Annotated in this window: 22 protein-coding genes and 1 pseudogene; 8 read left to right on the top strand and 15 right to left on the bottom strand. The window is 74.7% G+C overall.

Translation table 11 applies throughout. The features are described from left to right. The first annotated feature begins 171 nt into the window (after positions 1–171). From DEJ43_RS07620 to DEJ43_RS07605, 4 genes are all read left to right on the top strand, one after another. A complete protein-coding gene (locus tag DEJ43_RS07620; RefSeq protein ID WP_015032744.1) occupies positions 172–1,644 on the top strand; it encodes a hypothetical protein in 1,473 nt (490 codons plus the stop codon). Positions 1,645–1,946: 302 nt separating this feature from the next. Continuing rightward, positions 1,947–3,401: an alkaline phosphatase PhoX gene (locus DEJ43_RS07615; protein WP_015032743.1), complete on the top strand. Its 1,455-nt coding sequence runs from the start codon at positions 1,947–1,949 to the stop codon at positions 3,399–3,401. Positions 3,402–3,467: 66 nt separating this feature from the next. Continuing rightward, positions 3,468–4,151 (top strand): GntR family transcriptional regulator, encoded by a 684-nt coding sequence (locus tag DEJ43_RS07610; protein ID WP_015032742.1) that lies wholly within the window; start codon positions 3,468–3,470, stop codon positions 4,149–4,151. A gap of 58 nt (positions 4,152–4,209) precedes the next feature. Beyond that, positions 4,210–5,226 carry a 1-aminocyclopropane-1-carboxylate deaminase gene (locus DEJ43_RS07605; RefSeq protein ID WP_015032741.1) on the top strand — a complete coding sequence of 339 codons (1,017 nt, stop codon included), beginning with the start codon at positions 4,210–4,212 and terminating at the stop codon, positions 5,224–5,226. A 19-nt stretch (positions 5,227–5,245) separates the two neighbouring features. On the opposite strand, the gene DEJ43_RS07600 is transcribed toward DEJ43_RS07605, so the two are convergent. Together DEJ43_RS07600 and DEJ43_RS07595 are read right to left on the bottom strand one after the other, a co-directional pair. Then, positions 5,246–6,481, bottom strand: a complete 1,236-nt coding sequence (locus DEJ43_RS07600) for a TerD family protein (protein WP_041662224.1) — start codon at positions 6,479–6,481, stop codon at positions 5,246–5,248. 45 nt (positions 6,482–6,526) lie between these two features. Then, complete coding sequence (locus DEJ43_RS07595) at positions 6,527–6,766, bottom strand: hypothetical protein (protein WP_181399448.1); 240 nt, start codon at positions 6,764–6,766, stop codon at positions 6,527–6,529. A 274-nt stretch (positions 6,767–7,040) separates the two neighbouring features. Between DEJ43_RS07595 and DEJ43_RS07590 the strand changes: the two genes are divergently transcribed. Then, on the top strand, positions 7,041–7,976 hold the full coding sequence (locus DEJ43_RS07590; protein WP_041662223.1) for an AraC family transcriptional regulator: 936 nt from the start codon (positions 7,041–7,043) through the stop codon (positions 7,974–7,976). Positions 7,977–8,233: 257 nt separating this feature from the next. Here the strand turns inward: DEJ43_RS07590 and DEJ43_RS07585 are convergent, their stop codons facing one another. Both DEJ43_RS07585 and DEJ43_RS07580 read right to left on the bottom strand, forming a co-directional pair. Continuing rightward, positions 8,234–9,010 carry an SDR family oxidoreductase gene (locus DEJ43_RS07585; RefSeq protein WP_015032736.1) on the bottom strand — a complete coding sequence of 259 codons (777 nt, stop codon included), beginning with the start codon at positions 9,008–9,010 and terminating at the stop codon, positions 8,234–8,236. Then, on the bottom strand, positions 8,998–9,807 hold the full coding sequence (locus tag DEJ43_RS07580) for an NAD-dependent epimerase/dehydratase family protein (RefSeq protein WP_015032735.1): 810 nt from the start codon (positions 9,805–9,807) through the stop codon (positions 8,998–9,000). The genes DEJ43_RS07585 and DEJ43_RS07580 overlap by 13 nt, the downstream gene beginning before the upstream one ends. Positions 9,808–10,046: 239 nt before the next feature. Here DEJ43_RS07580 and DEJ43_RS07575 point away from each other — a divergent pair, with 239 nt between their 5' ends. Both DEJ43_RS07575 and DEJ43_RS07570 read left to right on the top strand, forming a co-directional pair. Continuing rightward, the gene (locus tag DEJ43_RS07575) at positions 10,047–10,979 is read left to right on the top strand and encodes a 5-dehydro-4-deoxyglucarate dehydratase (RefSeq protein ID WP_015032734.1); all 933 of its coding nucleotides are present in this window, start codon (positions 10,047–10,049) and stop codon (positions 10,977–10,979) included. An 80-nt stretch (positions 10,980–11,059) separates the two neighbouring features. Beyond that, complete coding sequence (locus DEJ43_RS07570; RefSeq protein ID WP_041662222.1) at positions 11,060–12,193, top strand: hypothetical protein; 1,134 nt, start codon at positions 11,060–11,062, stop codon at positions 12,191–12,193. Here DEJ43_RS07570 and DEJ43_RS07565 read toward each other — a convergent pair. The 10 genes and pseudogenes from DEJ43_RS07565 to DEJ43_RS07525 all read right to left on the bottom strand — a co-directional run bounded on the left by DEJ43_RS07565 (position 12,190) and on the right by DEJ43_RS07525 (position 24,636). Continuing rightward, the gene (locus DEJ43_RS07565; protein WP_233447928.1) at positions 12,190–12,375 is read right to left on the bottom strand and encodes an FCD domain-containing protein; all 186 of its coding nucleotides are present in this window, start codon (positions 12,373–12,375) and stop codon (positions 12,190–12,192) included. The genes DEJ43_RS07570 and DEJ43_RS07565 overlap by 4 nt on opposite strands. A gap of 13 nt (positions 12,376–12,388) precedes the next feature. Further along, positions 12,389–12,561, bottom strand: a pseudogene (locus DEJ43_RS37750) (cytosine deaminase); the annotation flags it as partial. An 18-nt stretch (positions 12,562–12,579) separates the two neighbouring features. Then, a complete protein-coding gene (locus DEJ43_RS07560; protein WP_015032731.1) occupies positions 12,580–15,354 on the bottom strand; it encodes a SpoIIE family protein phosphatase in 2,775 nt (924 codons plus the stop codon). Beyond that, entirely contained in the window at positions 15,351–17,417 is a 2,067-nt protein-coding gene (locus DEJ43_RS07555; RefSeq protein WP_015032730.1) for a SpoIIE family protein phosphatase, read from the bottom strand. Before DEJ43_RS07555 ends, DEJ43_RS07560 begins: the two co-directional genes overlap by 4 nt. A 150-nt stretch (positions 17,418–17,567) precedes the next feature. Next, positions 17,568–19,607, bottom strand: a complete 2,040-nt coding sequence (locus DEJ43_RS07550) for a HEAT repeat domain-containing protein (RefSeq protein WP_015032729.1) — start codon at positions 19,605–19,607, stop codon at positions 17,568–17,570. Further along, complete coding sequence (locus DEJ43_RS07545; protein WP_051026031.1) at positions 19,604–19,987, bottom strand: hypothetical protein; 384 nt, start codon at positions 19,985–19,987, stop codon at positions 19,604–19,606. Before DEJ43_RS07545 ends, DEJ43_RS07550 begins: the two co-directional genes overlap by 4 nt. Before the next feature lie 201 nt (positions 19,988–20,188). After that, positions 20,189–21,637, bottom strand: coding sequence for a peptidoglycan D,D-transpeptidase FtsI family protein (locus DEJ43_RS07540; RefSeq protein WP_015032727.1), 1,449 nt, complete (start codon positions 21,635–21,637; stop codon positions 20,189–20,191). 97 nt (positions 21,638–21,734) lie between these two features. Continuing rightward, entirely contained in the window at positions 21,735–22,352 is a 618-nt protein-coding gene (locus DEJ43_RS07535) for a response regulator (protein WP_051026030.1), read from the bottom strand. A 35-nt stretch (positions 22,353–22,387) separates the two neighbouring features. Next, entirely contained in the window at positions 22,388–23,644 is a 1,257-nt protein-coding gene (locus tag DEJ43_RS38010; protein WP_015032725.1) for a sensor histidine kinase, read from the bottom strand. Beyond that, positions 23,641–24,636: a hypothetical protein gene (locus tag DEJ43_RS07525; protein ID WP_015032724.1), complete on the bottom strand. Its 996-nt coding sequence runs from the start codon at positions 24,634–24,636 to the stop codon at positions 23,641–23,643. Before DEJ43_RS07525 ends, DEJ43_RS38010 begins: the two co-directional genes overlap by 4 nt. A gap of 186 nt (positions 24,637–24,822) precedes the next feature. On the opposite strand from DEJ43_RS07525, the gene DEJ43_RS07520 reads away from it, so the two are divergent. Next, positions 24,823–25,323, top strand: a complete 501-nt coding sequence (locus tag DEJ43_RS07520; protein ID WP_015032723.1) for a cupin domain-containing protein — start codon at positions 24,823–24,825, stop codon at positions 25,321–25,323. Between the two features lie 12 nt (positions 25,324–25,335). Here the strand turns inward: DEJ43_RS07520 and DEJ43_RS07515 are convergent, their stop codons facing one another. Continuing rightward, positions 25,336–26,106, bottom strand: a complete 771-nt coding sequence (locus tag DEJ43_RS07515; RefSeq protein ID WP_041662221.1) for an IclR family transcriptional regulator — start codon at positions 26,104–26,106, stop codon at positions 25,336–25,338. Positions 26,107–26,143 lie beyond the last annotated feature (37 nt).

Below are 26,143 nucleotides of genomic sequence, written 5' to 3'. Positions count from 1 at the left end.
TACGCGCGTCAATCTCTTTGCAGAGCCCCCCACTTGTCAAGAGTCGACGGGTGTACGAAGGCTGACGGGCACGTGAACCGGCGGACGCCCGCCCGGATGCGTCTACGCTGAGAACCGCTCTTTGAGCCCCTGCCCTTCCCACCCCACGGACGTGTCGAGGAGACCCCCCAGATGTCAGCGGAGCACCCCACCCTTCCCCCCGTTCGGCTGCCTGCGGACGCGGAGCTGGCGCGGGACGCCCTGGCCGCCCCCCTCCTCGCGCACGCCGTCCGGCTCGCCCGCTGGGCCGGACCCGACACCCGGGTCGACGCCGGCGGCGAACTCGTCGACGAGCAGCTGCCCCAAGCCGTCGAGGTGCTCGGCCTCACCGACGACGAGGACGGCGAGATGTGGGCGGGCGACGCCTGGCGGCTCGCCGTCGACACCGGCCTCGTGAGCGTCGAGGACGGCGAGGACGGCGGGACGGGCGAGGACGGCGCGACGGGCGACCTCCCCGGCCGGGCCGCGCCCGGCGAGAACCTGGCCGTCGTCACCGGCGGTTCGCCGCAGGACGTCCTCGCGCTCTGGCTCGACGGCTTCGACACCGTCTTCGCCGACGCCGTCGCACCCGTCCTCGACGACCTCGACGCGATCCTCGGCGAGGACGGCGAGATCGACATCGAGGCCCTCGACTGGGACCCCGAGGTGGAGGCCGAGTTCCTCGAGGGCGTGCTCGGCAACCTCTACCTGCTCACCGTCAGCGAGGGCGGGCCCGGCGAGGGACCCGTACCGCTGCCCGCGCTCGCCGCGTCGATGGTCGTCCCCGACGACATGGGCGAGCCCACCGACGACGTCCTCGAGCAGGTCTCGGAGGCGATGATGCGGCTCGACGAGCAGTTCCGGCTGCTCGAACCGATCGGACTCGTCGAGTACCAGCCCGTCGACGAGGCCCTGATGGCCGAGGAGGGCGAGGAGCCCGCGCCGCCCGTCGACGACGAGGACGTCACCCGCTACGGCATGGTCCGGCTCACCCCCCTCGGCCTCTACGGCGTCCGGGCCCGCATGCTGGAGGCCGGCGTGGACGCGCCCGCCGTCGGCGACCTCGCCGAGAAGGGCGCCGACGCGCTCCTCGACGGCATCGCCGGCTACCCGCAGGCCGCCGCGCGCGAGGAGACCACCGCCTGGCTGGCCGGCCGGGACGCGCTCGGCGCCGCCCGGGAGCTGCTGCACGCCGCGCGCGGCGCGGACGCCGGCTCGCCGCTGCGCCGCCTGCACTGCCAGCAGACGCTGTCGCTGGTCGGCGCGGAGGCGGAGCCCGCGGTACGGGAGGTCCTGGACGACGCGGAACTCGGCGGCCTGGCCCGGGTCTGGCTCGCCGAGCGGGGCGCGACGGACGTCCCCGCCCCGCCGGAGTCGATGGTCTTCTGGCTGGCCGTCGACACCATCGCCGCCCAGCTCGACGCGGACGGCGACCTGGAGGAGCTCCAGGAGCTCATCGAGGGCCTCACGGGCCGTCACAGCGGCTTCTTCGAGGCGGCCTGGCGGGTGGAGCACCCGGCGACGGCGGAGGTCCTGGAGGCGATGGGCCGGCTGCACCGGGACAAGACCGTGGCGAAGGAGGCCCGCAAGGCCGCCTTCAAGGCCCGCTCGAAGCGCGGCGCCTGACGCCGGACCGCCGCCGCGCGCCGGCGGAGGCCTGTCGGGGCCCGTCCGGCGGCTGCTCGGCGTGCGGCCGGCGGGGCTCGTGCGGTGGGTGCCGCGGCGGTGTGACGGCGGCGACGCGCGCCGGCGGAGGCTTGGCGGGGCCCGTCCGGGCGGCCGCTCCAAGTACGGCCGACGTGGCTCGTGCGGTGGGTGTGACGGCGACGCGCGCCTGCCGGTGTTCCCGTGCCGTTCAGGCGGTGTTCTCGGTGGCACGGGAAGGTGGCCCCGCGACATCAGGGCCACCACAGGGAGACCGTCACACCATGCCCCTCAACCGCAGAGAGTTCACCAAGCAGTCCGCCGCCGCCGGTGCGGGCCTCGCCCTCACCGGTGTCGTCGGGGCTCTCGCCACCGCGCCCGAGGCGCTCGCCTCCGACGAGCCGGAGGCGTACGGAGCCGGCCACGGTCATGACCACGACCGCGACCACGGGCACGGCCACGGCCATCGGCTCGGGTACGGGCCGCTCGTCGAGGACCCCGAGGGGATGCTCGCCCTGCCCGCCGGCTTCTCGTACCGCGTCGTCACCCACAGCGGTGTGACCCGGCTGGAGTCCGGCGAGTTCACGCCCTCCAACCACGACGGCACCGCCGCCTTCGCCGGCCCGCGCGGCACCACGTACCTGGTGAACAACCACGAGCTCAAGGGCACCCGCGACAAGTGGGAGCACCCGGTCCCGCTCACCGAGGGCCTCGTGTACGACCCGGCCGCGGCCGGCGGCTGCACGGTCGTCGAGGTGCACCGGGACGGCACCGTCGCCGAGTGGGTCGGCATCGCCGGCACCTCCACCAACTGCGCCGGCGGCAGCACCGCCTGGGGCACCTGGCTGACCGGCGAGGAGAACTCCGACCGGGCCGGCGTCAACGGCATGACCAAGGACCACGGCTACGTCTTCGAGGTCGACCCGCGCGACCGCCGCGCCAACCGCGCCCCGAAGCCGATCAAGGCCTTCGGCCGGTACGACCACGAGGCCGTCGTCATCGACCCCAGGCGCGGCCACGCCTACCTCACCGAGGACGCCTCCAACCCCAACGGGCTGCTCTTCCGCTGGACCCCGCCGAAGGGCTTCGAGCACGGCCGCGGCAAGCTCCGCACCCTCGCCGACGACGCCGGTGTCCTCCAGGCCGCCAAGTGCGTCGACTCCGGGGGCCGCTTCGTGGACGACCTCTCCCGGGCCACCCGGATCGGCACCGTCTACGGCGTCGACTGGGTCGACGTCCCCGACCGTGACGGCCGTACGGTCTCGGTCCGCAAGCAGTTCACGGACGGCCAGATCACCCGCGCCCGCAAGCTGGAGGGCATGTGGTGGGCCGACGGCGGCGCGTACGTCGTCTCCTCCTACGCGCGCGCGGAGAGCCCCGGCACCGCGCACGACGGCCAGGTCTGGTTCTACGACCCCAAGCGCCGCACCCTCACCCTCAAGGTGCTGCTCGGCGTCAACGCCGATCCGGCCGTGGACGGCGCCTTCGACGGCCCGGACAACATCACCGTCTCGCCCTACGGCGGGCTCGTCATCGCCGAGGACGGCGAGGGCGTGCAGCACCTCTTCGGCGCGACCGACTCGGGCCGCACCTACCCGATCGCCCGCAACGACCTCAACGACAGCGAGTTCACCGGCGTGACCTTCTCGCCCGACGGTGACACGCTGTTCGCCAACATCCAGACCCCGGGCATCATGGTCGCGATCACCGGCCCCTGGCGCCGCCAGCCCCGCCGCTGACCCTCACCGGGCCTTCACCACTGACCTCTGGTCAGGTCCATGGACTGACATCTAACATGTCAGTCCATGGACGCCTTACGGCCCGTGGGCCGGACCCTGCTGCGTGACCGGGCCTACGAGGCGCTGCGCGAGGCCATCGTGCGCGGCGACCTCGCCCCCGGAGCCCCGCTCAAGGACGCCGACCTCGCCGACCGGCTCGGGCTCTCCCGCGCACCCGTGCGCGAGGCCCTGGCCCGGCTCGGCCAGGAAGGACTCGTCGAGTCCAAGCCGCAGAGCTACACCCGCGTCACCCGGCCCGTCAGCCGGGTCGTCCGCGACGCCGCCTCGGTGGTGCGGGTGATGCACGAACTCGCCGCCAGGACCGGCGTACCCCTGCTCGGGCCCGAAGGGATCCGGGCCATGCGCGAGGCCAACGAGCGCTTCGCGGCCGCCGTCCGCGCCTCCGACGTGGAGGCCGCCCTCACCGCCGACGACGAGCTCCACCAGGTCCTCGTCATCGCCAGCGGCAACCACGCCGCCGCGGCGACCATCGCCCGCTACACCCCCCTGATCCGCCGGGTCGAACGGCGGCTCTTCGGCGACGCCGGAAGCTGCGGATCGGCGGAGCTGCACGCGCGGCTCATCGACGCGTGCGAGGAAGGGGACGCGGCGGAGGCGGTCCGGGTCACCACGGAGATCTGGGCGGCCCTCGAACAGCTCGCGGACGACGCCATCGAGGTCGCCGAGGTGACGGGCATCCCGGCGCCGTAGCGCGCCCCCACCGCGTCCAGGAACGCCGACCAGCAGCCGTCACTCAACGGGAGCCGCCTTGCCGATCACCGACTTCGAACGCTATCCGCTCCTCTTCGGGCCCTCGCCGGTCCATCCGCTCGAACGGCTCACCCACCACCTCGGCGGCGCCACCCTCTGGGCCAAGCGCGAGGACTGCAACTCGGGCGTCGCGTACGGCGGGAACAAGACCCGCAAACTGGAGTACCTGGTCGCCGACGCCCTCGCCCAGGGCTGCGACACCCTCGTCTCCATCGGCGGCGTGCAGTCCAACCACACCCGCCAGGTCGCCGCCGTCGCCGCCCGCGCCGGGCTGCGCTGCGTCCTCGTGCAGGAGAGCTGGGTCGACTGGCCCGACTCCGTCTACGACAAGGTCGGCAACATCCTGATCAGCCGCCTCGCGGGCGCCGACGTCCGCCTGGTGAAGGCGGGCTTCGGCATCGGCTTCAAGGAGAGCTGGGAGCAGGCCCTGCGGGAGGTCGAGGAGAGCGGCGGCAAGCCGTACGCGATCCCGGCGGGCGCCTCCGACCACCGGCTCGGTGGTCTCGGCTTCGCGAACTGGGCGTACGAGGTGGCCGAGCAGGAGAGCGCGCTGGGCGTCTTCTTCGACACGGTGGTGGTCTGCTCGGTGACCGGCTCGACCCAGGCCGGCATGGTCGCGGGCTTCGCCGCGCTCGCCGAGGACGGCGGGCGGGCCCGCCGGGTCATCGGGATCGACGCCTCGGCGAAGCCCGTACCGACCCACGAGCAGATCACCCGGATCGCCCGGGACACCGCGGCCCTCATCGGGGTCGAGCGGGCCGTGACGGCGGCCGACGTCGAGCTGGACGAGCGCTACCACGCCGGCGTGTACGGCATCCCGGACGAGGCGACCCTCGACGCGATGAGACTCGCCGCCCGCACCGAGGGCATGGTCACCGACCCCGTCTACGAGGGGAAGTCGATGGCGGGCCTGGTCGACCTGGTGGACCGGGGAGAGATCGGCCGGGACTCGACCGTGCTCTACGCCCACCTCGGCGGCCAGCCCGCCCTCAACGCCTACAGCGCCCTGTTCTGATCCCGGGGGACCCGGCCGCTCAGAGTGCCTGGGCGGCCGGCTTCACCATGCCGCGGACGGTCCGGGACTTCACGAACTCGCCCATCGCCGTCATCTCCCACTCGCCGGAGAACTGCTTGATCAGCTTGGCCATCATCACGCCGGTCTGCGGCTCCGCGGTGGTCAGGTCGAAGCGGACCAGCTCCTCGCCGGTGGCCGCGTCGATCAGCCGGCAGTAGGCCTTGGCGACCTCGGTGAACTTCTGGCCGGAGAAGGAGTTGACCGTGAAGACCAGTCCGGTGGCGTCGGCGGGCAGCCGGCCGAGGTCGACGACGATCACCTCGTCGTCGCCCGCGCCCTCGCCGGTGAGGTTGTCGCCGGAGTGCTTCACCGAGCCGTTGAGGATGGAGAGCTTGCCGAAGTAGCAGCTGTCCAGGTGGTTGCGCTGCGGGCCGTACGCGATGACGGAGGCGTCCAGGTCGATGTCCTTGCCGCGGTACGCGGGCTCCCAGCCGAGGCCCATCTTGACCTGGGAGAGCAGCGGGCGGCCGCCCTTGACGAGGGACACCGTCTGGTTCTTCTGGAGGCTGACCCGGCCCTTGTCGAGGTTGATCTTGCCGCTGGGCGCGGGGGCCGCGGCGGCGGGCGGGGTGGCGGCCGCGATCCGGGGGTCCACCGGGGCGGCGGGGGGCGCCGGCGGGGCCGGGGGCGCCACCGGGGGCGCGGCGGGGGCGGGCGCGGCGACGGGGGCGGGTGCGGCGGCCGCCGGGGCGGCGGCGGGCTCGTCGTCCACCGAGACGCCGAAGTCGGTCGCGATGCCGGCCAGGCCGTTCGCATAGCCCTGGCCGACGGCGCGGGCCTTCCACGCGCCGTTGCGCAGGTAGATCTCGACGACCACGAGGGCCGTCTCGGTGGCCAGCCGGGGCGGGGTGAAGGTGGCGAGGACGGTGCCGTCGTCCGCGTTGCGCAGGGTGGCCGTGGGCTCGATGCCCTGGAAGGTCTGGCCCGCGGCGTCGGGGCTCGCGGTGACGACGATCCGCTCGATGCCGGCCGGCAGGGCGCCGGTGTCCACCAGGATCGCGTCGGGGGCGGCACCGCCGCCGGAGCGGTAGGTGACGCCGGGGCCGGACGGCTGGTTGTAGAAGATGAAGTCGTCGTCCGAGCGGACCTTGCCGTTGGCGCCGAGCAGCAGGCCCGAGACGTCGAGCCGCACCGGGGCGGCGACGTCCACCGCCACACGCGCGACGGTGAGAGGGATGTTCGAGCCGGGGGTCATAGCGGTCATGCCAGGGCTAACGAACCGGGTGCCTTTGCCGTTCCCTTACCCTCGCCCGGTTCGGCCACCTTGATTACGGGGGTGGTTCCTGGCCTGGCGCTCGTTGCCGAAGCGGTACGAGCCGGTCCAGCGGGCCATGACGAGCTGGGCGTCGCCGGACTCGACCTCGGCGAGGAACTTCTCGGCGCGTCCGCCGCGGAGCACGCCGGCGGCGCGGCCGAGGTGGGTGAGGACGACCGAGCCGTCCCGGCGCTGTTCGTAGGTGAATCCATGGGGGCGTGGCATGGCGGGCATCCTGCCGTTCCCGGTCAGATCCGTCATATGAATATTCTTTCGACCCATGGGTGCAGTGGGGGTGCGGGGGCCGGTGGGACCGGCGGGGGCAGGGGACGCTGTGGGCGGGGCCGACGGGAGCCCGGGCGGGGTCGGCGCGAGCTCGGGCGGGGTCGGCTCGAGTTCGGACGGGGTCGGTGCGAGCTCGGGCGGGGCCGGTGCGAGCTCGGGCGGGGCCGGTGCGAGCTCGGGCGGGGTCGACGGGAGCTGTTTCCGGACGCGGGACGTGGACGAGGCGCGCGAGGAGCTCGACGCCCGCTACTACGCGAACCGCATGGACGTCGTCGACCGCGAGCGGCGCCCCTTCGCGGCCCGCTTCGACACGGTGGCGCTCGGCCCGCTCGTCATCGGCGATCTCAGCTGCGGGGCCGACGTGCGGATGAGCTTCGGCGAGCTGGGCGCGTACCACCTGAACGCACCGCTCAGCGGACGGATGGAGATGCGCCAGGGCGGGTCCCCGATCGTCGCGACGACCGGCCAGGCGCTGCTGCTCGACCCGGCGGGCGACACCTATCTCGACCGCTGGACCGGGGACTGCCGGACCCTCTCGGTGAAGGTCGGGGCGGCCGAGCTGCGCGACCGCCTGGAGCAGCTGATCGGCCGTGCGCCGCAGGGCCCGCTGGTCTTCGCGCCCGGCCTGGACATCACCCGCGGCCCGGGGCTCAGCTGGGTGCGCTTCGCCCGCCAGGTCGCGGCGGAGGCGCTCGCCGGGGAGGGTCTCGCCCGGCACGAGCTGGTGGCGCGCCCCTTGCAGGAGGCGCTGCTGAACGGGCTGCTGCTCGCGGCCGAGCACCCCTGGCGGGAGGCGCTCGCCCACCCGGGGGAGCCCCGGCGCCCGGCTCCGGTCAAGCGGGCGATGGACGCGGTGCGCGAGCGCCCCGAGCACCCCTTCACGACGACCGAACTCGCGACCCTGGCCCGGGTGAGCGTCCGGCGCCTCCAGGAGTCGTTCCGGGAGTACGTGGGGATGTCGCCGATGGCGTACGTACGGGAGGTCCGCCTCGACCGGGTCCGGGAGGAGCTGCGGGCGGCGGCGCCGGACGAGGCGAGCGTGAGCGAGGTGGCCTGGCGCTGGGGCTTCGCCCATCAGGGCCGCTTCGCGGCGCGCTACCGGGAGAAGTTCGGCGAGTCGCCGTCGGCCACGCTGCGGGGCGGTCGCTGACTCTCTGCGCCCCTTCCTGTCGTACCCGGCGTGCGCCGGGGCGTGCATGGGGCGCATATCGCGGCCACCCGTGCTTCCGTGCGCCAACCCACCGCGCATTCCGGACAGGTGCCGCGTTCCGCGGCTCGCGATGATCTTCGTCCCGCCCTACGGTGAACAGGTCCGGCTGCCAGCGCGCACCGTGACCCGGGCCCCGGCCGGCTCCCCCGTATCAGTCCGGCCGGGTCCTGTGTACCTGTGCCGCGCGGACCACCGCCTCAGGCCAGTCCGCCGTTGCTCATCAGCAGCTGCCCGTTGATCCACTGCCCCTCGGGCGAGCAGAGGAAGTCCACCAGGTGCGCGGTGTCGCGGGGGGTGCCGAGCCGGCCGAGCGGCGTCTGCCGGACCATCTCCTCCCGTAGCGGCTCCGTCATCCAGCCGGTGTCCACCGGGCCCGGGTTGACGACGTTCGCCGTGATCCCGAGGTGCGCGAGCTCGCGCGCGGCGGCCAGGGTGATGCGGTCCAGCGCGCCCTTGCTCGCCCCGTACGGCAGGTTCCCCACGGTGTGGTCGCTGGTCAGGGCGATGATGCGGCCGGTGCCCGGCGCGCCGGCGAAGCGGCGGCCGTACTCCCGGATCAGCAGCCACGACGCCCGCGCGTTGACCGCGACATGGCGGTCGAAGCTCTCCACCGTGGTGTCGAGGAGCCCGGAGTCGACCGACTCGCAGTGGCACAGGACGAGCGCCGTGACCGGACGGCCGAACCGCTCCCCGACCGTGTCGAAGACGCGCGCGGGCGCCCCGGGGTCGGCGAGGTCGGCCTCGACGGCCGTGCACTGCGCGCCCCGCCCGGCGAGCCCCTCGGCGATCAGCTCGGCCGCGCCCCGCTCCTCGCCCCAGGCCATCCGCCGGTCGTACGGGGTCCAGTACGTGAACGCGATGTCCCAGCCCGACTCCGCGAGGCGGTGGGCGATGCCCGCGCCGATGCCGACCGTCCGCCCGACCCCGGTCACCAGGGCGAGCGGGCGGACCGGTGCGCCGCTCAATGCGGCCACCGGGGCGGGTCCACGCAGAAGTGGCCGCCCAGATAGCGGGCGTCGGCGCTGTCCTCGGGCGGGAGGCCCTTCTCGGCGATGAGCTTCTCCGCGTGGACCTCCGAGTCGTCCACCGGCTCGAAGCCGAGCGCCCGGGCCGTGGAGAGGTCCCACCACGCGCGCGTGTTGGCGGACGAGCCGTACACCACCGTGTGGGCCACGTCCTCGGCGGTGAGCGTGGCGTGCAGGAGCCGGGCGCAGTCGGCCGGGCTCAGCCACATCGACAGCATCCGGACCGAGGTGGGCTCCGGGAAGCAGGAGCCGATGCGGACGGAGACGGTCTCGATGCCGTGCAGGTCCCAGTAGAGCTGGGCCAGGTCCTCGCCGAAGCACTTGGAGAGGCCGTAGAAGGTGTCGGGGCGGTGCGGGGTGTCGACCGGGACGAGCGGATCGCCCGGGCGCGGCTGCCGGATGAAGCCGACGGCGTGGTTGCTGGACGCGAAGACCACGCGCCGGACGCCCTCCTCGCGCGCGGCCTCGTAGAGGTTGTAGGTGCCCGCGATGTTGGCGGCCATGATCTTGTCGAAGGTCGACTCCAGCGAGATGCCGGCCAGATGGACGATCGCGTCGACGCCCCGGACCGCCTCGCGCAGCGCCGCGCGGTCCGCGAGGTCGGCGACGATCGCGTCCGGCGCCCCCGGGACGGGGGCGACGTCCAGGAGGCGGAGCTCGTAGCCGTACGGGGGCAGCAGCTCCCGCATCAGCGTGCCGACGCCTCCGGCGGCGCCGGTGAGCAGGACCGTGCGGGGTGGGGACATGGAGCGGGTCTCCTCCGTCGAGCGGCATACCGCAGCATGCACATGAGTGGCATTCACAACTGTGGACACGCTAGGGAGCGGCCCGATGGAGCGTCAAGAGTGTGCGACGGAGCGTGCAATCGCCTTGACCGGCCCTTCGGGGCTGCTCTACCGTGCGACCCGTAGGTGTTCAAGAATATGGACGACAGTCATAACTGTGCACGAGATGGCCTTGTGCGACGGACTTCCTGGGAGCGCCCGTGACCACTGCCCCGCTCGCCGGCCGGCTCGACGGCCTGCTGTTCTTCCCCGTCACCGCCTTCGCGCCGGACGGCTCCGTCGACCTCGCCACCTTCCGCGCGCACGTGCGCGCGGGCGTGGACGCGGGCGCCGCCGCCGTCTTCGCGTGCTGCGGCACGGGCGAGTTCCACGCCCTCACCCCCGAGGAGTTCCGGGACTGCGTCGCCGCCGCCGTCGAGGAGACGGCCGGCCGCGTCCCCGTCGTCGCGGGCGCCGGATACGGCACCGCCCTCGCCGTCCGGTACGCCCGGCTCGCCGAGGAGGCCGGCGCCGACGGGCTGCTCGCCATGCCGCCGTACCTCGTCGTCGCCGACCAGGCAGGACTGCTCCGCCACTACACCGAACTCGCCGCCGCCACCTCGCTCGACGTCATCGTCTACCAGCGCGACAACGCGGTCCTCACCCCGGCCACGGCCGTCGCCCTCGCCCGTACGGACGGCATCATCGGGCTCAAGGACGGGCTCGGGGACCTCGACCTCATGCAGCGGATCGTCAGCGCCGTCCGCGCCGAGGGCCTCGACCTGCTCTACTTCAACGGCATGCCGACCGCCGAACTCACCGGCGCCGCCTACCGGGGCATCGGCGTCACCCTCTACTCCTCCGCCGTCTTCTGCTTCGCCCCCGACATCGCGCTCGCCTACCACCGCGCCCTCACCGCCGGCGACGACACCACCGTGAACCGGCTCGTCGACGACTTCTACCGGCCGCTGGTCGAACTCCGCGCCCAGGGACGGGGATACGCCGTCTCGCTCGTCAAGGCGGCGGTACGCAGGGGCGGCCTGGACGTGGGCGAGGTGCGACCGCCGCTGAGCGAGCCCGCCCCCGAGCACGTCGACGCCCTCATGCTGCTCGTCGAGCAGGGCCGCGCCGCACTGAAGGAGCTCGGCGCGTGAGCGGGGTGAGTGGGGCGAGCGGCGCGGGCGGAGTGAGCGGCGTGAGCGGGGTGGACGGAGGCAGCGGGGTGAGCGGAGGCATGCGGGCCGGCGCCTTCGTCTACCCCTGGGACGTCGACGGCGACCCCGCCGCCCCCGAACTCCTCGCCGGGCTCGGCCTCGCGCAGGTCACCCTCGCCGCCGCCTACCACTCCACCCGGGCCCTGACCCCCCGTCACCCCGCCCACCGGATCGTCACCGCCGAGCACGCCGCCGTGCTCTACCCGCCGGACCCGGAGCGCTGGGCGGGCCGCCCGCTCCGCCCCTACCCGGCGGGGGCGTGGGCCCCCGGCGACGCCTTCGGGCGGGCCGCCGAGGCCCTCGCGCCCACCGGCCTCGACGTACACAGCTGGGTCGTGCTCGCGCACAACTCCCGCCTCGGCGCCGAGCACCCGGAGACCTCCGTCGTCAACGCCTACGGGGACCGCTACCCCTGGGCGCCCTGCGTCGCGGGCCCCGAGACCCGCGCCCTGCTCGTCGCCCTGGCCGCCGAGGCCGCCGTGCGCCCCGGCGCGGTCGGCACCGAGCTGGAGTCCTGCGGCTGGTACGGCCTCGCCCATCTGCACGCCCACGACAAGACCGGCGGCGTCGCCCTCGGGGAGCGCGAGCAGTACCTGATGTCGCTCTGCTTCTGCCCCTCCTGCCGCCAGGGGTACGCGGGCGAGGGCGCCGATCCCGACGAGCTGGCCGCCGCCGTGCGGGGCGCGCTGGCCCCCGTCTGGTCCGGATCGGGCCCCGCCGGCGGACTCGGCGACCTGGAGGCCCCGGCCCTGGCCTGGCGCGCCGGGACCGCCCGCGCCTTCCAGGAGGCCGCCGTGGCCGCCGTACGGGCCGCCGCGCCGCCCGGCTTCCGCATCCTGCTGCACGCCGACCCGGACCCGTACCGCTGCGGCGCCGACGCGGGCACCGACCCGGCGCACGTCCTGGGCCTCGCGGACGGGGTGGTCGCCCGGCCGCCCCGGGTCGCCGCGTTCGCGGCCCACGCGCGCCCGGACACCGTCCTCGCGGCGAACCTGTCGATCGTCACCGGCATGGGTGGAACGCCCGACCGGCTGACCGACACCGCCGAGCGGGCCCGCGCCGCGGGCGCCACCGAACTGCGGCTCTACCACGCGGGCCTGGCCTCGGACGAGGACCTGACCGCGGTCCGCACCGCCCTGCGGAAGCTCGGCTAGGAGCACCCGGGGGCGGCGGCGGGGGCGGTCTCTAGACCGTCCCGTCCTGCCCCCGGGGCCGCCGCCAGGAGGCGGGCCGCGGAGGCGCGGGTGTCCGCGACGTGGGCGCGGGCCAGGGCCTCCGCGCCGTCCTCGTCGCGGTCCCTGACCGCCTCGTAGAGGCGCTCGTGGGCCCCGCACATCGGCTCCCCGTCCGCCTTGGCGGAGGTCCGCCCTCGGCTGGCCCAGGAGGTCCGCGCCGCCGTCCGAGGCCAGCCGGAAGCAGGCTCCAGCTCCTCGTCGAGCCGCGCGTCCAGGGCCCGGGCGGCGAGCCACGCGCGGTGCAGCACGTCCGCGTTGCCGAACGGGCTCCAGTTGTCCCGGACCCCGTACCCCCGCCCCGGCCCTCACCAGGCAAGATCCTCCAGCGCGTCCAGATCCGGCACCACCGTCACGACCGGCTCCGCACCGTCCGCGCCCACCCTCAGCTCCGCCCAGATCGTCTTGCCGCGCCGGCCGTAACGCGTCCCCCAGCGCTCCGCGTACTGCGCCACCAGATACAGCCCCCGCCCGCCCTCGTCCGTCGCCGCCGCGTGCCGCAGGTGCGGGGAGGTGCTGCTGCCGTCCGACACCTCGCAGATCAGCGTCCGGTCGTGGAGCAGCCGTACCCGGACCGGATCGGCCCCGTACCGCACCGCGTTCGTGATCAGCTCGCTCAGGACCAGCTCCGCCGTGAACGCCAGCCCGTCAAGGCCCCACTCCGACAGCTTCGCCGCCGCCGCGTTCCGCACCGGCGAGACCGCCGAGGGATCGCGCGCCACCTCCCACTCGGCGATCCGCTCCCGGTCCAGCAGCCGGGTCCGCGCCACCAGCAGGGCGATGTCGTCCCGCGGCGTCGGCGACAGCAGGGTCGCCAGCACGTCCGCGCAGGTCTCCTCCGGGTTCCGGTCCCGCCGCGCCAGCGTCGACCGCAGCAGCGCGAGGCCCTTGTCGAGGTCCCGGCCGCGGTCCTCCAGGAGCCCGTCCGTGAACAGCACCAGCTTGCTGCCCTCCGGCAGCCGCAGCTCCGTCGCCTCGAACGGCACGTCACCCAGACCGAGCCCCAGTGGCAGCCCCGGCGACAGCTCGGGGAACTCGACCCGACCGTCGGGCCCCACCAGCGCCGGACCCGGATGCCCCGCACTGGCGACCGTGCACAGCCCGGACGCCGGATCGTAGATCGCGTACAGACACGTCGCGCCGGTGATGCCCTCCTCCCGGCGCCGCCCCTCGGCATCCGGCCCCTCCGCGTCGCGGTTCTCGATCCGCCCCGTCAGCTCGTCCAGGTGCCCGAGCAGCTCGTCCGGCGGCACGTCGAGCGTCGAGAAGTTGTGCACCGCCGTCCGCAGCCGCCCCATGGTGGCCGCCGCGTGCAGCCCGTGCCCGACGACGTCCCCGACCACCAGCGCCACCCGGGCCCCCGGCAGCGGGATCACGTCGAACCAGTCGCCGCCCACCCCGGCCTTCGCCGGCAGATAGCGGTACGCCACCTCCACCGCGCTCTGGTCCGGCAGCACCCGGGGCAGCAGGCTCCGCTGCAGCGTCACCGCCATCGCGTGCTCCCGGGTGAACCGGCGGGCGTTGTCGATGGCGACCGCCGCCCGCGCCGCCAGCTCCTCCGCGAACGACAGGTCCTCCTCCCCGAACGGCTCCGGGGTGTCCGCCCGCCAGAAGTTCGCCATGCCCAGGACCACCCCACGGGCGAGCAGCGGCACCGTCAGCAGCGAGTGCATCCCGAACGCCAGGGCCTGCGCCGCGCCCTCCGGGTCCTGCTCCCGCCAGCCCTCCGCCGACGCCAGCTCCGACTGCACCACCGCGTGCCCCGCGTCCAGGGCGGTCGCCATCGGGGTGCTGGCGACGTCGAACCGCACGATGTCCCCGACCGGCTGCAGCGGCTGGTCGGGCCGCAGCCCGCTCAGCGCCGTCCGCCGCATCTCCGTGGTCGCCGACGCCGAAGCCGTCGGTTCCTCGCCGCGCAGCACCGGCTCCAGCAGCTCCACCGTCGCGAAGTCCGCGAACCGCGGCACCGCCACCTCCGCCAGCTCCTCCGCCGTCCGCACCACCTCCAGGGTCGTCCCGATCCGCACCCCCGCCTCGTAGAGCAGCTGGAGCCGGCCACGGGCCACCGCCGCCCGGCCGGTCAGCGCGGCCAGCTCGGTGGTGTCCCGCATGGTCATCACGCTCCCGGACTCGGAGCCGTCCGGGGCCGTGGGCCGCACGCTCACCGCGAGCAGCCGGTCGCCCGCCCGGTGCACCTCGTCCGTCGCCGCCCTGCCCGATTCGAGGAGTTCGACCGTACGGGGGTCGAGACCGAGCTCCGAGACGTGCCGCCGCTCCATGTCCGGCGTGACGCCGAGCAGCCGGCGCGCCTCGTCGTTGGCGAGCAGCAGCCGCCGGTCGGCGTCCACGATCAGGACGCCTTCGCGCACCGCGTGCAGGACCGCCTCGTGATGCTCCTTCATCCGGGTCATCTCGGCCGGGCCGAGGCCGTGGGTCTGCCGCCGCAGCCGTCTGCTCACCAGGGCGGCGCCGCCCACCGCGATCACCAGCGCGCCGGCCGCCGCGCCGACGAGCAGCGGCAGCCGGTCCGACAGCGCCTCCGAGATGTTCTCCACCTCGACGCCGCTGGTGACCATGCCCACGATCCGGCCCTGGTCGTTCACGACCGGGACGACCGCCCGCACGGCGTCGTTGGGCGCGCCGTGGAAGAGCTCGGTGTACGACTCGCCGTCCACCACCGCCTGGTTGAAGTCCCCGGTCGCCCGCCGGCCGATCAGCTCCGGCTGCGAGTCGGTGTACCGCACGCCGTCCGGGCTCAGGACGGCGATGAAGTCCACCCCCGTCGCCCGCCGGGTGGCCTCCGCCCGGCCCTGGAGGGCGGCCGTCGGATCGGGCGAGGCGAGCGCCGCGTCCATGCCGGGCGCCTTCGCGAAGGCCTCCGCGACCGCGAGCGAGCGGACCCTGGCGTCCCGCTGGGTGTCGCTGCGCGCCTGGTAGAACGTCACGAAGACGGCCGCCGCGATCACCAGGAGCGCGATCAGCGCCTCCAGGGCGAACACCTGCCCGGCGAGGCTCCGCAGCCCGGTCCCGCGCTCGCCCGGGCCGCCCCGGCCCCTGCCGCGCGCGCCGCCCCGGGGCGTCATCCCGTGCTCCGGGCGATGAGCAGCGCCACGTCGTCCGGGGCACCCGGCCGGCGCAGCGCCTGGAGCAGCCGGTCACAGGTCTCCTCAAGGGGCCCGCGCAGGTCGTCGAGGAGACCGACGAGCAGCGCGAGGCGCTCGTCGATCGCCTCGTGGCGGGTCTCGATCAGTCCGTCCGTGTACAGCACGAGCCGGTCCCCGGGCCGGAACGGCACCTTGCTCGTACCGAACGTCCCGCCGCCCACCCCCAGCGGCACCCCCGGCGGAACGTCGAGCAGCTCGGCCGGGCCGTCCACCGGCACCCGCACCGGCGGCAGATGGCCCGCGTTGGAGATCCGGCAGCGGCCGAGCGCCGGGTCGTGCACGGCGAAGAGACAGGTCGCGATGTAGTGCTCGAGGCCCGCGGTGATCCGGTCCAGGTGCCGCAGGACCTGGGCGGGCGGCAGATCGAGGTCCGCGAAGGCGCAGGTCGCCGTCCGCAGCCGGCCCATCGTCGCCGCCGCGTCGATGCCGCTGCCCATCACGTCCCCGACGACCAGCGCCGTCTTGTCGTCGGGCAGCGGGATCACGTCGTACCAGTCGCCGCCGACCTCGCTGGACGCCTGCGCCGGCTGGTAGCGGGCCGCGACCTCCAAGCCCGCCCGCTCCGGAGGCGCCCCCGGCAGCAGACTGCGCTGGAGCGTCACCGCCGAGTTCCGCACGCTCTGGTACCAGCGGGCGTTGTCGATGCTCACCGCCGCCCGGGCCGCGAGCTCCGTCGCGAGCAGCACGTCGTCGCCGTCGAAGGGCAGCGGATTGCGGTCCCGCTTGAGGTCAAGGGCGCCGAGCACCTCGCCGCGCGCGATCAGCGGCACCGCCAGATACGAGTGCACCCCCGCCCGGGCGAGCAGCTCGGCCGCCTCGGGGCTGCGGGCGATCCGCGCCAGGTCACCGGAGCCGACGTGCTCCACCAGGACCGGCACCCCGGTGTGCACACAGCGGGTGACGAGCCGGTCCGCGCCGTACATCGCGACCGCGCCGGGCGGGTCCGCCGCGGGCAGCGCGTCCGTCCGGCCCGCGGCCTTCACCGCGAGCGCCCGGAACAGCTCGGGCCCCTCCTCGGGGGCGCCCGGCCTGCGCAGCGCGAGGACCGAGTCGAGGACGTCGACGGCGGCGATGTCGGCCAGCTCGGGCACCACCACCGAGGCCAGCTCGTCGGCGGTCCGCTCCACCTCCAGCGTCGTGCCGACCCGGGCGGAGGCGTCCGCGATGAGCGCGAGCCGCCGCCGCGAGCGGTCGGCGTCCACGTCCGCCCGGTGCCGCTCGGTCACGTCGATCACCGAGGCCGCCACCCCCAGGACCCGGTCGTCGGCGCCTTCGAGGCGGTAGAAGGACACCGACCAGGCGTGGTCGCGGTCCGGGTCGGCGGGGGTCCGCCCGACGGTGGGGTGGTCGAGCAGGGGTTTGCCCGTCTCCAGGACGGAGCGCAGCGCGGCGTCCAGGGCGTCCGCGTCGATGCGCGGCAGCATGTCGCCGATCCGCCGTCCGATGTGCAGCGCCGCGGGCAGGCCGTTGATCCGTTCGAGGGCCGGGTTCACCAGGACGTACCGCAGATCGGTGTCGAGGACGGCCAGGCCGATCGGGGACTGGGAGACCAGCCGGTCGGAGAGCGCGAGCTCGGCCTCGACGCGTTCGACGACGGAGCGGTCGGCGGCGATCCCGAGCGCGTAGAGGCCCCCCAGGTCGTCGGTGAGCCGGACGTTGCGGAACTCCACCTGCCGCTCGCTGCCGTCCTTGTGCCGTACGGGGAAGGTGCCCGCCCAGGTCGTGCCCTCCCGCAGCACGTCGCCGAAGAGGCGCATCGCCTCCTCGCGGTGCTCCGGGCTGACCAGCACCCGCGCCACGTACCCGCCGAGCGCCTCGTCGGCGGAGTAGCCGAAGAGGTCCTCCGCCTGGGGGCTCCACAGCACGATCCGGCCGTGGGCGTCGACGACGACGGCGGCGACCCCCAGCACGTCCAGCAGGCCCTTGCCGTCCAGGGGCACGCCGACCCGCCCCGTCGTCCCCGGGAAGGAACCGGCCGTCACACTGCCCTCCTCCCACCGACGCCGCGCCTCCTTCCATGCTCGCCGCCCACGGGTCGCACCGCACCGCGAACGGCCCCGGCACGCCCCCTGCCGGCCCCCGGCGCAGGGCGCGCGGACGGGCGCCCGAGGCCCTCCGGCGGATCGGAGGCCTCAGCCGGCGGCCCCCTGGATCGCCCGCAGGGCCGTCCGGGCCGCCTCGCACAGCTCGTCGTCCTCCGGCACCGACCGCCAGGTGCCGTGCCCGACCGGACGCTCGTCCGTGTCGAGGAAGGCCCGCAGGGCCGGTACGGCGGGGGCGGCGGCCGGGCCGATCTCGCCGAGCAGCCGGACCGCGAGGACGACCGCCGGGGTGACGTCGCTCCGGACGAACGGCTCGATCGCCCCCACCAGGGCCGGCACCACCTCGTCGGCCCGCCCGGTGATCCGCCACAGCGCCTCGCCCGTCCGCAGGGGCAGCCACCCGGTCGCGTGCTCGCGGAGCAGCGGGCGCAGGCGGTCGACGTACGGGGCGCCGGCCGCGCCGAGCTCGCCGAGCACGATCGCCGAGTTCTCGTTCCCGTACGGCTCGCCAAGACGGGGCAGGAACAGCGCGAGCGCGGGCTCCCAGTCCCCGGTCAGCCTGCCGTACGCCAGGGACAGCGAACGCGGCGCGAAGGTCTGCCCCCGCGGCGGGGCGTCGATCAGCGCCCGCAGCCGCGCCCGGTCCCCGGCCGCCGCGGCCTCAGGCCCGATCGCCGCCAGGGCGTCCGCCGCCCACACCGCGGCGTCGGTGCGCAGGAGCCGCCGCAGCCCCGGGACCGCGGGCGCCGCCACCGGCCCCCAGTCGGTCAGGACCTGGCGCAGCGCCCGCGCCTCGTCGACCGACCCCACGGCCTCGAGGCGGGCCTGCAGCGGCGGAAGCAGCACGTCGGCGTGGGCGGCGAGCGGGGCGAGCGTCTGGCGCAGTCCGAGCTCATGGGTCCACCAGCTGGGGGAGTGCACCTCGAAGTACGAGAAGCCCTGGCGCTCCCCGGCCAGGTGGCGCGCCAGGGGCTCGGCGCAGCGCGGGTCGCCGATCCGGGAGAGCGCCCACAGCGCGTGGTCCCGCACGGGCGGATACGGTTCGCCGTCGTCGTCGACCAGGCCGGCCAGCCGGTCCACCCACGGTCGCGCGGCCGCCCCGCACATGCCGAGGACCCGTACGGCGAAGAGCCGGTTGTCGGGCTCCGGGTCGTCGAGGAGTCCGGCGACCGACGGCAGCAGCGCCGGTACGGCCGAACGCCACCGGCTCATCTCCCCGGCCGCCGCCTCCAGCGCGCCGCGCCGGACCGCCGCGTCGGCGTTCCTCAGCAGCGGCGCGATCAGGGCGGCGCGCCCGGCCCTGTCGTCGCCGAGGAGGGCGACCGCGCCGGCCACCGAACGCCCGCCGAGGTCGCCGCCGTTCAGGACGTCGGCGACCACGCGCGCGTACCGGGGGTCGTCGCCGTCGGGGGCCACCGTCCGCAGCGCCTCCACGGCCCGCAGCCGCTCCCCGGGGTACGCCCCCGGCTCCGTCAGCTCCCAGAGGCGGCGCACCGTCCCGGCCTGCTCCCGGTCGGCGTGCTCGGCGAGCTCACCGGCCGCCTCCACGATCCGGTGCCGGACGACGGGGACGGTCTCCAGGGGCCACCGGGTCCACAGGGCGGCCAGCACCTCGTCGGCCCGCTCCCGGGCCGCGGCGAGGGTCTCGGCGGTCCCGGACCGCACCTCGGGGGCGGGGTCGTGGAGCAGTGGGAGCAGCGCCGTGACGGCCAGGTCCCAGGCCTCCGCCCAGCCGGGGGCGACCCAGCGGGGCTCGGCCCTGTTGCCCTCGTGGGCGAGGCACCCGACCAGCTCCAGGAGGTCCTGCCGCGCCGTCACGGCGGGGTCGGCTGCGGCCCGGACCACGAACGGAAGTGCCGCCACGGCGGACGAGAAGACGCAGCCGCCCTGGTGGTGGACCTTCGTGAGCAGGTCGTCGGCGGCCGCGACGGCCTCGTCGGGTCGGTACAGGGCCCGCAGGTGGGCGGGGACGTCCGCGGCATCGCCGTACGCGTGTTCCAGGGAGCTCCAGGCGATGTCGTCGAGTCCGGTGAGCCCGTTGAGGCCGTCGCGGTGGTCGCTTCCGCGGGGCCGGTCGCTCCCGTCGGACCGGCCGTTCCCGTCGGGCCGGTCGTGAGGTGCCTCCGTCACGCCTCCGGCGCTCCCCGCTTCTCGTACCGCAGGGCGGCCCCGGTCACCACCGCGCCCAGGCCCTCCCACAGGCCCACGCCCAGGAAGCCGGACGGGGCGCGGCCGGTGACGACGGCGAGGGTGAAGACCGCGCAGGTGAGGAGGCGGAACGGCACCGTCCAGCGGAAGAAGGGCTTCCAGTCGGCCAGCGCGGCCAGCACGTAGTAGACGCCCATGTTGAGCGCGGCCATGGAGGAGGCGGTCAGGAAGACGAGCGTGTGGTCGCCGTCCGCGCGGCCGCCGTCGGGCACCGGCTCGAAGCCCATCACCGTGAGCAGGGCGTCCGGTGCGACCAGGCCCACCACCCCGAGCGCGGCGGCGAGCACGCCGAAGACCGCCATGGTCCAGCCGGACAGGGAACGGGGCAGACGCACGGCGGTCCTCCGCGAGGTGAGCAGGATCAGTGGTTCGAGTTCGAATGCGTGCTCGGACGCGAGCGGGACCCTGCATATCGTGTGACGGGCACCGACGGCCAATCGGGGCCCCCGTCACCTCACTTCACGGCCCCGGCCGTCTCGCCTCACGGCCTCGGACGCCCCACCTCACTTCAGCGCCGCCGCCATCATCTTCTGCGCCACCGGGGCCGCGAGGCCGTTGCCGCTGACCTCGGAGCGGGCCGCGCCCGAGTCCTCGATCATCACCGCGACGGCGACCTGCTTCCCGGTCGCGGGATCCTTGGCGTACGAGGTGAACCAGGCGTACGGCGTCTTGCTGTTGTTCTCGCCGTGCTGCGCCGTGCCGGTCTTGCCGCCGACCTCGGCCCCGCTGATCGCCGCGTTGGTGCCGGTGCCCTTCTCCACCACGGTCACCATCGCGCTGCGCAGCTGCTCGGCCGTCGAGGAGGAGACGATCCGCTCGGTGTCCCCGTCCTTGTACGAGGTCAGCGCGTCGCCGTCGGAGTCGACGACCTGCGACACCATGTGCGGGGCGGCCAGCAGGCCGTCGTGGGCGATCACCGCCGACACCATCGCCATCTGGAGCGGGGTGGCGGTCACGTCGAACTGGCCGATGCCGGTCAGCGCCGTCTGCGCCTTGTCCATCTTGGACGGGTACACGCTCGCGTAGGCGCGCACCGGCACGTCGAGCTCGGTGTCGTTGAAGCCGAACTTCTCCGCCATCGCCTTCACCTTGTCCTGGCCCAGGTCGGCGGCCATCTTGGCGAAGACGTTGTTGCAGGAGTACCGGAGCGCGGTGCGGATCGTGGCGTTCTCGCAGGGCGCGGAGGCGTTCTCGTTCTTCAGCACGGTCCGGGTGTTCGGCAGGGTGTACGGGTCGGGGCTCTTCGTCGCCGTGTCCACCGAGCCGTACAGACCGTCCTCCAGGGCGGCCGCCGCGACGACCAGCTTGAACGTCGAGCCCGGCGGCAGCGGCTGGCGCAGGGCCCGGTTGACCAGCGGCTTGTCCTCGTCGGTGGTCAGCGCCTTCCAGGCGTCTCCGTCCGTCGTCCCGGCGATCTTCGACGGGTCGTAGGACGGGGTGGAGACCATCGCGAGGATCCGGCCGGTCGCCGGGTCGACGGCCACGGCCGCGCCTTTCTTGTTCCCGAGCGCCTCGTAGGCCGCCTTCTGCACGGCGGGGTCGATCGTGGTGACGACCGTGCCCGGCTCCTGCTGTTTGCGGGTGATGGCGTCGAGCGGGTTCTTCAGCCGGTCGTCGGTGCCGTCCAGGACGTCGGAGTAGATGCCCTCCAGCTGGGTGGCGCCGTACGCCTGCGAGCTGTATCCGGTGACCGCCGCGTACAGCTCGCCGTCCGTGTACGTGCGCTGGTACGCGAGGTCCGTTCCCTCCGTCCTCTTCGAGCCGGTGACCGGGGAGCCGGCCACGACGATGTTCCCGAGCGGCTGCGCGTACTGCGCGATGGTCTGCCGCCGGTTCTTCTTGTCGTCCGCGAGCGCCTTGCCCTCGTACGCCTGCACCCAGGTGGCCCGGCCCAGCAGGGCGAGCACGAGGATGAGGACGAAGACCGAGGTGCGCCTGATCGTCTTGTTCATCGCACCTGGGGGGACGAACGGACCGGTGGCAGACGTTCCGCTTGTGCTCCGTTTCTCAGCGAACCTTCATACGGACCGGGCCTCCGTGTGGCCGCCGTCACCCCGCCCGGACGAACCCCGACTCGTACGCGAGGATCACCGCCTGCGTGCGGTCCCGGGCGCCCGACTTCGCCAGGACCGACGCCACGTGCGTCTTCACCGTCGCCGGGCCCACGCCCATCCGGCCGGCGATCTCCGCGTTCGTCAGGCCCGTCGCGACCAGGCGCAGCACCTCCGCCTCCCGCTCGGTGAGCCGCGCCACCCAGGGCGGTGCCACCGGCGGCCGGTTCCTCGCGTGCTCGGCGGCCAGGCCGCGTACCGCCGCCGGGTACAGCAGAGAGTCGCTCCGGGCGACCAGCCGGACCGCGCTCACCAGCTCCTCCGCCGCCGCCCGCTTCAGCAGGAACCCGGCCGCGCCGACGCGCAGCGCGTCGTAGACGTACGCGTCGTTCTCGAAGGTGGTCACGACCACGATCCGGGGCGGCTCCGCCATCCCGGCGAGGATCTGTTCGGTGGCCCGGATGCCGTCGATCTCCGGCATCCGCACGTCCATCAGGACGACGTCGGGCCGCTCCGCCCGCACCACCGACACCGCCTCGGCGCCGGTGGACGCCTCGCCGACGACGGTCAGGTCGGGCTCCGCGTCGAGGATGACCCGCAGGGCCGTCCGCACCATCCGCTCGTCGTCGGCCAGGACGACCCGGACGGCGCTCACCGGGGGATCCTGACCGCGAGGCGCCAGACGCCGGCCGCCGCTCCGGCCTCGGCGGTGCCGCCGAGCAGCCGGGCCCGTTCGCCGATGCCGCGCAGGCCGTGCCCGCCGTGCGGGCGGGCGACCGGCGGCCGCGCGGACAGGGGGTTCTCCACGGTGATCTCCCATGCTTCGGTACGGGCCTCGACCCGTACGGTGACGGGCTCGCCGCCCGCGTGCCGGGCCGCGTTCGTCAGCCCTTCCTGAACGATCCGGTACGCCTCACGGGACAGCGTCTCCGGTACGGCGGAGAGGTCGCCGGACACGGTGAGCGCCACCTTCGGCCCCGCGCCCCGCACCAGCGCCGCCAGCGAGTCGAGCCCGGGGCCCACCCCCTCCTCGACCTCGTCGCCGCGCCGCAGCAGGCCCAGGACCCCGTCCAGCTCGCCGACCGTGCGCCGGGTCGTCTCCTCGATCGCGGTCAGCGCCTCCCGGACGAACTCCAGGTCGGCCCCGGCGCCGGCGTCCAGCACCCGGCGGGCCGCCCCGGCCTGGAGGGTGACCGCGCTCAGCGCGTGGCCGACCGAGTCGTGCAGCTCCCGGGCCAGCCGGTTGCGGGACTCGGCCTCCGCCGCGCGCCGCTCGGCGGCCGCCAGCCGGTCCGCCGGGCTCGGCCCGAGCAGCCGGGGCGCCGACCGGGCGAGCAGGGTCCCCGTCGCGGCCGCCACGGCGGCCAGCGCGACCAGCATCAGGAGCCCCGCCGGGAGCGCCGCCCAGTCCCACCAGGGCCGGTCGAGGCCCCAGAACCGGCCGAGCTCCGACGCCCGGAGGGCCGGCGAGAACGGCAGCGCCGTCACGGAGACCGCGAACGGCGGCAGGGCGAGCGTCGCCCCGCTGACCAGTGCCCCGGCGCCCAGGTGCAGGACGAACCAGCCGGAGGTCCGGGCCTTCGCCGCCCGGCCCCGGGCAGGACCGTCCGCGAGCCGCTCCGCCGGGACCCCGCAGAGCGCCCGCGCCGCCGCCACCGCCATCGGCCGGGCCAGCGGGAACAGCGCGGCGACGGCGACGAGCGGGAGTCCCACCGCGTACGCCCCGAACTGCACGCCGAGACCGCCGGAGAACATCCCGCCCTCGTCGAGCAGCGGGCCCATGAGCAGCGTGCCGACCATCCAGAACGGCATGAACAGCGCGCCGCCCACGATCAGATGGAGCCAGCGCCGCCGGGCCCGCTGCCCGAGCAGGGCCGCCGCGAGGGCGGCGGGGGCGTACCGCCTCACGCCTCGGCGCTCCGCCGCCGCAGGACCGCGGCCAGACAGGCGGCGAGGAGGAACCCGGTGATCATTTCGCCAGCGTAGGCCAGTCGCGCGAGGGCCGTGACCTGCTGGGCGGGATCGGACGTCGGCGCCAGCGCGACCAGCGACAGGTACGCGCCCCAGCAGCCCGCCGCGCCCGAGCCGGTCCAGGCGAGGGCGACGAGGGCGCGGGTCCTCGGCGGCGCGGGCCGGCGCAGGACGAGGAGGAGCGTGGCGGCCACGGCGACGAGGAGGAAGACGATCCACTGGGCTTGCAGGACGGCGAAGTCGGCGTCACGTCCGGCTGCCTGACGGGGCGACAGGCCCTCGGTGGCGCCGGACAGCCACATCGTGTGGAGCGTGAGGGGCACCAGCGCGACGGCGGTGGCGGCCAGGGCGACCGCCCGTACGCCGGGCCCGGCCGTACGGGCGGCCGGTTCACCGAGCCGGGCCCGCAGGAGCCGGCCCCAGCGGTCGCGCGCGTACAACACGAAGAGGGTGCCGAGGGAGAGGCCCTGGAGGATGAAGCCGCCGTAGACGACGGCGAAGACCCAGGAGTGCAGGAAGGGTTCGGCGGGCGGGGCGGCCTGCTCGCCGCCGGTGAGGAGGGCGACCGCGAGCTGGGCGGGGTAGCCGGTCATGATCGGGGCGAGCAGCCCGGTCGCCGCCCACATCGGGAGCACCAGGAGCCAGGCGGGCACCCGCCGCCCCCAGGGCCGGGTGAGGAGCAGGGCGAGGACGACCACGAGGGCGTCGGCCACCACCGAGACCGCGTTGGCGACGATCATCATCTGGCGGTGTTCGAGGAGCGCGCTTCCGGCGGGGATGCCGATCTCGCTGCCCGCCACCCACGCGGTCTTGAGCGCGATGTACGGGACGCAGGCGAGGATCGCGAGGGCGCGCAGGGCCCGGCGGGCGGGGCTGATGCCGGCCTCGGGAGGGGCGGCGGGGGAGCGGAGGAGTTCGGTCCTGGTCATGGCTCAAGGCTCGGCCGCGGACCGGGGGCGGCGCGTCCTGCCCGCCGGTGATCCGCCTCCGCCGCGCGGGGGAGGGGAGGGCGGCGCCTGGGGGAGGGGCGGGCGGCGCCTGGATGAAATTGACCCACGTTTTTCTAGATCGATTGCACCCTTCGGGGTGGTCAATGCCGCTCTAGAGTAGTGATCATGAACGACAACAACGCGCCCTTCGCCCCGCTCCTGACCCGCGCCGCCGACGCCGAGACCACGGCGGACCCCAGCAGCGTGATGACCCTCCTCGCCGACTCCGGCACCACCGGTGGACAGCTCACCAGCTACCGCTCCACCTTCGCCGAGGGTGCGGTCGGCGCCCCGGCGCACTTCCACACCAAGGCCTCGGAGATGTTCTACGTCATCGACGGCTCGCTCCAGGTCCTGGTCGGCGAGGAGCTCTCCGTCCTGGAGAAGGGCGACTTCCTCCTCGTCCCGCCGCACACCGCCCACGCCTTCGCGGCGGCGCCCGGCGCCGAGGCGGACGTCCTGTTCGTCTTCACGCCGGGCATGGCCCGCTTCGACTACCTGCGCCTGCTCGGCCGGGTCATGCGGGGCGAGGCGAGCTTCGAGGAGATCAAGGCCTCCTCGGAGCAGTACGACAACCACTACGTGGACAGCCCGGCCTGGCAGAAGGCACTGGCCGAGCGCGGCTGACCGGCCGTGCGGTCAGAGGCGGCGGGTCGCCAGCGTCAGCCGGTCGCGCGCGTCGAAGAGCGCGTCCTTGATCATCTGCTCGTGGGCCGGGGTGAGCCGCGCCACCGGCACCGAGCAGCTGATCGCGTCCCGCGCGGGGGTCCGGTACGGGATCGCGACGCCGAAGCAGCGCAGCCCCAGGGTGTTCTCCTCCCGGTCCACCGAGATCCCCTGCTCGCGGATGGCGTGCAGCTCCTCGATGAGCTGCTCGCGGTCGGTGATCGTGTGCTCGGTGAGCGCCGGGAGGGTCTCCGGGAGCAGCTTGCGCACCTGGTCGTCGGTGTGGGTGGCGAGCAGCGCCTTGCCGAGTGAGGTCGAGTGCGCGGGCAGCCGGCGCCCGACCCGGGTGAACGGCCGCAGGTAGTGCTGGGACTGACGGGTCGCCAGATAGACCACGTTGGTGCCGTCGAGGCGTGCGAGGTGGATGGTTTCGGTGGTGTCGTCGGAGAGCCGGTCCAGGGTGGGCCGGGAGGCGGCCACCACCTCGTCCCCGTCGATGTACGAGGTGCCGACGAGCAGCGCCCGCACCCCGATGCCGTACCGGGTGCCCGTCGCGTCGGTCTCCACCCAGCCGAGTTCGACCAGCGTGCGCAGCAGCATGTACAGGCTGGACTTGGGGTAGCCGACGGCCTCCTGGACGGCGGCCAGCGAGTGCATTCCGGGCCGTCCGGCGAAGTATTCGAGCAGCTCCACGGTCCGCACCGCGGACTTCACCTGCGCTCCGCCCGCGTCGGCTGTCGCCATGACCCTCGCCCCTTTTCCGTCGTCCGGTCGTCCCGTG

Source organism: Streptomyces venezuelae ATCC 10712 (assembly GCF_008639165.1).
In the GTDB taxonomy this organism is placed as follows: Bacteria; Actinomycetota; Actinomycetes; order Streptomycetales; family Streptomycetaceae; genus Streptomyces; species Streptomyces venezuelae.
Note: the sequence above shows the minus strand (reverse complement) of the source record. Positions and strands in the feature narration are given on the sequence as shown.

Excerpts from the sequence above, each read along its gene's own strand:
- DEJ43_RS07610 (WP_015032742.1), top strand. The coding sequence starts at position 3,468 with ATGGACGCCTTACGGCCCGTGGGCCGGACCCTGCTGCGTGACCGGGCC.
- DEJ43_RS07515 (WP_041662221.1), bottom strand. The coding sequence starts at position 26,106 with ATGGCGACAGCCGACGCGGGCGGAGCGCAGGTGAAGTCCGCGGTGCGG.
- DEJ43_RS07520 (WP_015032723.1), top strand. The coding sequence starts at position 24,823 with ATGAACGACAACAACGCGCCCTTCGCCCCGCTCCTGACCCGCGCCGCC.
- DEJ43_RS07570 (WP_041662222.1), top strand. The coding sequence starts at position 11,060 with ATGCGGGCCGGCGCCTTCGTCTACCCCTGGGACGTCGACGGCGACCCC.
- DEJ43_RS07600 (WP_041662224.1), bottom strand. The coding sequence starts at position 6,481 with ATGACCCCCGGCTCGAACATCCCTCTCACCGTCGCGCGTGTGGCGGTG.
- DEJ43_RS07525 (WP_015032724.1), bottom strand. The coding sequence starts at position 24,636 with ATGACCAGGACCGAACTCCTCCGCTCCCCCGCCGCCCCTCCCGAGGCC.
- DEJ43_RS07580 (WP_015032735.1), bottom strand. The coding sequence starts at position 9,807 with ATGTCCCCACCCCGCACGGTCCTGCTCACCGGCGCCGCCGGAGGCGTC.
- DEJ43_RS07595 (WP_181399448.1), bottom strand. The coding sequence starts at position 6,766 with ATGCCACGCCCCCATGGATTCACCTACGAACAGCGCCGGGACGGCTCG.
- DEJ43_RS07545 (WP_051026031.1), bottom strand. The coding sequence starts at position 19,987 with ATGGCGGTCTTCGGCGTGCTCGCCGCCGCGCTCGGGGTGGTGGGCCTG.
- DEJ43_RS07535 (WP_051026030.1), bottom strand. The coding sequence starts at position 22,352 with ATGGTGCGGACGGCCCTGCGGGTCATCCTCGACGCGGAGCCCGACCTG.
- DEJ43_RS07615 (WP_015032743.1), top strand. The coding sequence starts at position 1,947 with ATGCCCCTCAACCGCAGAGAGTTCACCAAGCAGTCCGCCGCCGCCGGT.
- DEJ43_RS07540 (WP_015032727.1), bottom strand. The coding sequence starts at position 21,637 with ATGAACAAGACGATCAGGCGCACCTCGGTCTTCGTCCTCATCCTCGTG.
- DEJ43_RS07560 (WP_015032731.1), bottom strand. The coding sequence starts at position 15,354 with ATGACGCCCCGGGGCGGCGCGCGCGGCAGGGGCCGGGGCGGCCCGGGC.
- DEJ43_RS07620 (WP_015032744.1), top strand. The coding sequence starts at position 172 with ATGTCAGCGGAGCACCCCACCCTTCCCCCCGTTCGGCTGCCTGCGGAC.
- DEJ43_RS07565 (WP_233447928.1), bottom strand. The coding sequence starts at position 12,375 with ATGTGCGGGGCCCACGAGCGCCTCTACGAGGCGGTCAGGGACCGCGAC.